This window comes from Candidatus Magnetominusculus xianensis, from assembly GCA_001541255.1.
Lineage (GTDB): Bacteria > Nitrospirota > Thermodesulfovibrionia > Thermodesulfovibrionales > Magnetobacteriaceae > Magnetominusculus > Magnetominusculus xianensis.
On the sequence record LNQR01000045.1, the window covers coordinates 5001 to 11931 of the forward strand.

General features: G+C 47.4%; 5 protein-coding genes (1 of these 5 running past the window's edge). 3 read left to right on the forward strand and 2 right to left on the reverse strand.

The window, feature by feature from the left end; genetic code table 11:
- Both selD and ASN18_RS06505 read right to left on the reverse strand, forming a co-directional pair.
- A protein-coding gene (gene selD / locus ASN18_RS06500; RefSeq protein WP_236861569.1) for a selenide, water dikinase SelD crosses the window boundary here: on the reverse strand, positions 1-262 show its start. It extends 737 nt beyond the left edge of the window; 262 of the gene's 999 nt are visible here — the first part of the coding sequence; the start codon lies at positions 260-262; its stop codon lies off the left edge, out of view.
- Positions 263-411: 149 nt separating this feature from the next.
- Positions 412-969, reverse strand: coding sequence for a hypothetical protein (locus tag ASN18_RS06505; RefSeq protein ID WP_085051936.1), 558 nt, complete (start codon positions 967-969; stop codon positions 412-414).
- Between the two features lie 345 nt (positions 970-1314).
- On the opposite strand from ASN18_RS06505, the gene ASN18_RS06510 reads away from it, so the two are divergent.
- The 3 genes from ASN18_RS06510 (at position 1315) to ASN18_RS06520 (ending at position 6823) form a co-directional block, all read left to right on the forward strand.
- Positions 1315-6315, forward strand: coding sequence for an InlB B-repeat-containing protein (locus ASN18_RS06510; RefSeq protein WP_085051937.1), 5001 nt, complete (start codon positions 1315-1317; stop codon positions 6313-6315).
- Positions 6316-6381: 66 nt separating this feature from the next.
- Positions 6382-6558, forward strand: a complete 177-nt coding sequence (locus tag ASN18_RS17920) for a BrnT family toxin (protein WP_085051939.1) — start codon at positions 6382-6384, stop codon at positions 6556-6558.
- Positions 6551-6823 (forward strand): BrnA antitoxin family protein, encoded by a 273-nt coding sequence (locus tag ASN18_RS06520; protein ID WP_236861570.1) that lies wholly within the window; start codon positions 6551-6553, stop codon positions 6821-6823. The genes ASN18_RS17920 and ASN18_RS06520 overlap by 8 nt, the downstream gene beginning before the upstream one ends.
- The last annotated feature ends 108 nt before the right edge of the window (positions 6824-6931 follow it).

Genomic DNA, 6931 nt, shown 5'->3' on the forward strand with positions numbered 1-6931 from the left:
GCGCCGCAACCGGCCTGCCCCCCATAGCATATATGTCGCTTAACGAGTTGGCAGCACTTATCTCACCAAACGTAAACGGGTCATTTACTAATGGAGTTATAAAATCCACAGTCTCAACGATTGCCGTGTCGCCGATTAAATATACACCGGCGTCATCACCTGGGCCCACTAATACTGTGGTGTGCGCATCGGCAGCGCCAAGGCTCTCCAGCGTTTCGCCGCGAATAGAGTGTATTACGTCCTCAAGGTCCGCCGGACCCATTTTGGACACTCAACCGGCTGCTTGTACTTTTTCCGTTAACCTATATTCCATAACCCAGTATAGTACACATTCACAATGCTAAAAATAAAGCCTTTTTTTCCATATCAACAGGGCTGACAGCCAATAGCAGTTCTGACCGGCAAGATTTATTAATATAGGGATATTCTGGGGGGGTAGTCTAAATTTATAAATAATGGGCCGCTGTTATTGTCATTTTGTGAAGCAATATTAACTGTTGTATTATCAGCAGTCGCATTGTCACTAACGGTTATATTGTCACCAATAGTTGCGTTATCAATATTTTCAAACTTGAAGAGCGGCTCAGGGCTGCTCTCAGCGTGTTCAACAGAGGGCACTAACTTGGCAGTCTGAACCGGTGTCTCCGGTGGAGCCGGAGTAGGCACTGCCTTTTTCGGCTTGGGCTTCGGCTCAGGTTTCTTTATCTCTGGCGCTGGAGGTGCTGTCTCAGTCGGAGGGTTAGTCTGCACACGGGGAAGTAGTGGCACCGTATCTGGTGGTTTAAGTTCTACTAACTGCATGTCCATAGATATTGGTGTTGGCAGAGAACGCCGCGGCATGTTTGTGTTAATTAAAAACCCAAATCCCCACGTCAGGACTGTCCAGATAATCAGAGACAGCAGCACAGTCCACGGCAGGCGCCGCCATGGGTTATCGATGGTATCGACCTTATCGAATGTTTTCGTCATTCAAGTAAATCAACCCCCGCTGAATGGATTGACCGCAAGCATTGCCAAAAGACCACATCTATCATCAGTACAATTATGCCACATGTACAAGAAAATATGCAAATTCCAGTAGTTAGATTTTTTTCACCATAATTTTAATAAGAATATCATTGACAAGACAAGTTCAGATGTGTTAAAAAATAGATAAGTAAAATGTTTATACATGACAGCCGGTCACGGTGATATTAGACACAACTATATTTCATTTCGGAGCGGCTGCAGGGGTGACAGGAGTGATATGGCAGACAAAGGTATCACATGGGAAAGACAGTTAATGCTGACAATTAATACTTCGAGGAGCTTGATATGCTGAAAACAAAAATACACATATTTCCGCTCAGTTATAATTTTAAAAAGAATGAAGGACATTCCACAGAGGCATGTAACAGAACTGCATCGGCATTGAAGTTAGCGCTTATTTTTCTATCTATAATTCTTGGCACAGCCTTTTTTGTCCCGGTTTGTTATGCAGCTAAGACCTTATCAGTAACTATTGCAGGGACGGGGACAGGAAGCGTCTCAGCCGTAGATACTACTAACAGCAGTTATAATTTCAGTTGCAGCGCCACTTGTTCAAACTCCGTTGGAAATAACGATGTCTTAACCCTTACGGCCACCCCAACTGGAGGTTCAACATTTGCGGGCTGGTCAGGCGCCTGCTCAGGCACAGGCACGTGTTCAATATCAATGAATAATAGCGCTCAAAGCGTCACTGCAACTTTCACGGCGACAACATCTACAACCACAACCACAACGTCATCTACGACGACAACGGCAGCGTCTACATCGACAACTACAACGACAGTGTCCGCCACCTGCCCAACGCCGTCCCCGACGCCAACTCCAACGCCGACTCCAACTCCTGCATCGACTGCTATGCAAAACTATTGTGCATCACCACCTTTCATCCAGCAGACAGTGCCGCCAAATCTCCTCTTAATGTTCGATAATTCCTACAGCATGTACGACCCGGCATATTATTCGACTACTTCATACACGTCAAACTCATCAAGTGGAATATACCCTGGTTTTGACAACAGCTATTCAAACACTACTACATACCCTGGATACTTCGATAATACCACTATGTATATTGGCAACGGAGGGACGAACTACTCAGGTGACGGCAGTTGCTCAACATTTAGCGCTTACACAGGGTCAAAAACCTGCTCATATATTAACACCTCCTATCTCTGCATAAGTCTTAACAGCGGTCAAACCGCAGTTACGGAGTTTGTTGCCCGTGGAAACTTCCTCAACTGGCTTACAATGTCAAAAATGGACATCCAAAAAATGATTTTAACTGGAGGCAAGTACGACAGTACATATAATGTACTCATCGGAGAGGGCGCAGGCTGGAACGGGATGAGATATATTAAGTCGGTCGATACCGGCGGGACAAACAAGGTAACATTTGGTATCAGAGGGCCGAACAACGGCAGCTTGTCCGCACTTGGAGGGTCTAATGGCGGGACAACAAGAATTGATATATTCAAGGGTTCTTACGACTACGCTAGTTGTCTTGGAGCCGTTTACGAGTGGCTTTATGGCAACTTTGGACAGGCAAAGCAGAAAACGGCTGACTGTATTCCGGATACAAATTATGGCGACAGTAAGACGTTACCCACATTTAATCACGCAATGCAGACATGCTGGGGATGTACCTATCCTGTGACAACATCGTGTATTGGCAATGGTGATGTCACTAGAATAGTAGGCTCGTCCAGTTGTGGGGGATATTACTCTTCTATAGCATCGTCGCCTCCGACATACTCAACAGTAGACCCTATGGCAGGGATATGTGCAACAACGGGGTCACCCGCCACCGGCAGTAAGATGTACGTAGGGGGATGCTGGAACGGCACCTCATGGATTGCCAATGGTTACTCAAATTCCGATGCATGTGTAGAGCAGGGTTTTGTAAACTATTGTAACGACATGGCGGGGTTTCCAGTCACTGATCCATCAGGGGATTCACTGCTGACTGCCGGGGTAAACAGTTCGGGGTCACTTCCGGGCATCTTACTGGATTTTGGCGTGACAAGCCAGTTAGGCGACCCGTTAGGTGTTTATCAGGTGAGAGTCGAACAGTCAACTACCCCTACCGGGCTTATCGACGAATTCTCCGGCATATTGAAATTTGGAGTAATGACGTTCAACACTGCCGGGTCGGCAAGCGAGTGTGACAATATCACTCTGGTGCCCACCACAACTGTGGCCTGCCCTTCATCCGGAACTAATCTTGATGGTGGACAGATTATCTCATATATCCCTACCAGTGATGATTCAGCAGCTTTGAGCGCCGCAGCTACGTCGCTTATCTCTACTATAAACGCTATCAGAGCCTCCTCATGGACGCCGTGGGCCGAGGCATATTATAACGCGATTGGATATTTCGCAAGCAGGACAGACATGCGTCTCAACACTACCGACTTCGATGAGACGCAGTCACCGGTTAACTACTCATGCAGACAAAACAATATACTGATTATCTCGGACGGTATGTCAACAACAGACCAAAACATAAATGTGAAGAATCTTGTGAGGCCCACAAGCACCACAAGCCTTGACGGCGATGACGACAGCATCACAGACGGTACCTCTTGTTATCTATATGAAGGAAGCACGTATCTTGATGACCTGGCGTGGCTTGCGAAGAACAAAAACATATTTACGTTTGACAAATCAGCGGTGTCATCCTCTGCCGCGCCCACAAGTGCGAGCCAATATATCCGCACCTATACTATATTCAACGGAGAGGACAACGGTAAGACCAATGAATGCAGTCCTACCAAGTTGATGTCAGACACTGCTACAAACGGCGGAGGCACATATAAGACAACCAGCAATGCCTCTCAGCTTGAGTCCGCGTTGAGAACCACATTTACCAGCATTGCAACCAATGAGGCCTCAGGCACTGCCGCTACGGTTCTTTCTCAAAGGACACAGGCTGGCGCTAATATATTGCAGGTGCTTTTTTACCCGAACAAGTATTTCAGCGACGGCACTCAGCTTTCCTGGGTTGGCTTTATCAATAATCTCTGGTTTTATAACACCAAGTTAGTGCAGCAAATCAGGGAAGACACGGTCAACGACTACAAATTAAACCTCACAAATGACAATGTCTTAAACTTTACGGTTGTTAACAACAGCCCCGTCATACAACTATATAGCGATATAACCGGCACTGGTACATTGACCGCGCTTACGCCATCTACTATAACGTTTGACAACCTGAGTACCATATGGGAAGCAGGGGGAAACAGCCGCGCCCCCTCATCCTTAACCAGCGTATCTACGAGTTTCAGCGGCAGCTTCTATGATTTGTACCATGACAACGCCTCTGTGAGGACAATATATACAAACGGAGATACCGGCCTCATTCAGTTTAATACAACTAATGCTGCTCACTTCACCACATATATGGGCACTACATTTCCCAGCACGGCAACCGTGAACGATATTATCGAGTACACACGCGGGGTTGATAAATCAGGGCTTCGAAACAGGACCACTGCGAATTTAGGTTCATCTACAACAAGCGTATGGAAGCTCGGTGATATAATATACTCGACTCCTCTTTTGCACGAATACAAGCCGGCTTCCATCAACGGCAATGCCGACTATTATGTATCCTACGTTGGCGCCAACGATGGAATGCTTCATGCCTTTAAGGTGGGTAAGTTATCGTCTACCGGACTGGGTGCTGGCGAGATACAGCAGCTAACGGGTTCTTCCCTCGGCAGAGAACTGTGGGGATTTATTCCGAGGAACTCTCTGCCCTACCTGCGCTATTTGGCAGATACTTTATATACGGCAAGCGCAGGCTGCCACATCTACTTTAACGACCTGAAGCCTTATATCTACTCCTACACACCATCAGGTGCAACTGACGATAAGGTTGTACTAATAGGCGGTATGCGTCTGGGCGGGTCGTGTGGATGCTCCACCAGTGGTACATGTCCAGCGGCAACCGACATATATAACCCGCCGACAGATACATGTACTACCGCTAACCGTACTGACGCTACATCACCAACGAGTGCATGTGTCGGGCTTTCATCGTACTATGCCCTTGACATTACCAATCCTACTTCGCCCTCGCTGCTGTGGGAGTTCTCTCATCCGGAACTGGGGTTTTCCTATTCCGGCCCTGCAGTTATCAATAGAGGCGGGAATTTGATGGTCATGTTTCTCTCCGGGCCGCAGACATATACAGGTTACTCTTATCAAAACCTAAAGTCCTTTGTTTTAGCCTTAAACAGTGACTTTACAATAGACACAGCAGCTATTGGAAGCAGCGGCGGCATATTCAAGTACGACACAGGCATTGCGCGTGCATATGGTGGAAGGCTGTTTACTAACGGGGTGGACATAAATGCCGATAGCGATACAGATTATGTAATAGCAGGCTATACCTCGGCGCAGAGTACTACATGGGACAATGTCACCGGCGGCATAATGTCCGTTTATACAGGCGGGACAGCCCCTACTACCATGTGCAGTGGAAGCGCCTGCCCAACCAATTGGACGAACTGCTGGAAATACGACACAAGCTATTTCAGCCTGACTGCCCCTGTTACCAGCCAGGTAAACGTTAATAAATGCTTTAGCCAATACTATGCATTTGTCGGGTCGGGAAAATACTTTAAGTCGCTCGATACATACAGCGTAGTGGACAGCAGCAACAACCGGCTTTCAGGAGACTTCCTGTATGCCTCTCCATTTTTCTGTGACCAGTACGGATGCTGCGACAATACGACCTTAACGCACCTATCGTCCTCTACTGTGCCCAACGCCTGTAATGTGCTATCTTCTGCGGGCGGCAAAAGGCCTGACTGGACATTCCCCCTTAACAGCGCGCAGACTGTCAGCAGTATACCATATTACAGCGAGCGCAACATATCTGACCCTACGTTTGCCTCTAATATGATATTTTTTACCACCACACAACCTACGTCAGACTTATGTTCTTTTGGAGGCAGATCAAGAGGATTAGTCTTTAACTGTGCCACTGCAGCAAATCCTGGCTCGCTCATGGATAACTGCACAAGCTACACAATACCCTCAACAAGCCTGCAGGGGAACTTGCTGATGCAGCTTTCGACAAGCTCCATAAACAGGATTTCCGTATCTACGGGATTCCATGACGTAACCTCCAGCGATACTAACCAATCGTCGCTGCAGAGTAATTCCATGGGCGGGGTTACGGACTGGATGCCTGGCATAACGCCAGAAGGGGGTTCAACATTCTTACCACCGGCAGCAAGTGCGTTTGGGAAAATTCTGAATTGGATGGAAAGGTGACGACACTGTAATGGAGACCAGGGGGGCAGCCTTGTGTAATTGCCCCCAGGTCTCCCATTTAATTGAATTACACGCCGTGATTACGGCGAGCAGCGTATAGGTGTCTATGGCGAGGTCAACGGTGTTGTACTTGTTTACACACAACGCGAGAACAAGCACCGGATAATAAGCGCAAGAAAGGCAGTAACCCATGAGCAGGAAGCGTATTATGCACGCATCAAAAAAAGCGCAGCTGATGAATGACATGACGGATTGGGCGCGGGTTGCGGCAATGACTGATTCAAACATCGAGGAAGCTGTTGCCAGTGACCCAGACACGTTTATTCCCGATGCCAAGTGGTTCGAGAAGGCTCAGATTGTTATGCCTAAAGTCAAAGAAACAGTGACGTTGCGCTTAGACCCCGATGTTCTAAAATGGTTCAGACATGACGGCAGAGGCTACCAAACCCGCATCAACGCTGTGCTGCGGGCGTTTGTAGAAGCGCAGGAACACAGGGTACGCTCTTAAACATGGTGTGTGTATTACCTCATACCAAGTGGCAATCATACAGGTAATATAAGATAAGGGAAATTGGTCATAGAAGTAAGCCTCTGTGGATTGTTAGAGATGTCATTC

Excerpts from the sequence above, each read along its gene's own strand:
- ASN18_RS06520 (WP_236861570.1), top strand. The coding sequence starts at position 6,551 with ATGAATGACATGACGGATTGGGCGCGGGTTGCGGCAATGACTGATTCA.
- ASN18_RS06505 (WP_085051936.1), bottom strand. The coding sequence starts at position 969 with ATGACGAAAACATTCGATAAGGTCGATACCATCGATAACCCATGGCGG.
- ASN18_RS06510 (WP_085051937.1), top strand. The coding sequence starts at position 1,315 with ATGCTGAAAACAAAAATACACATATTTCCGCTCAGTTATAATTTTAAA.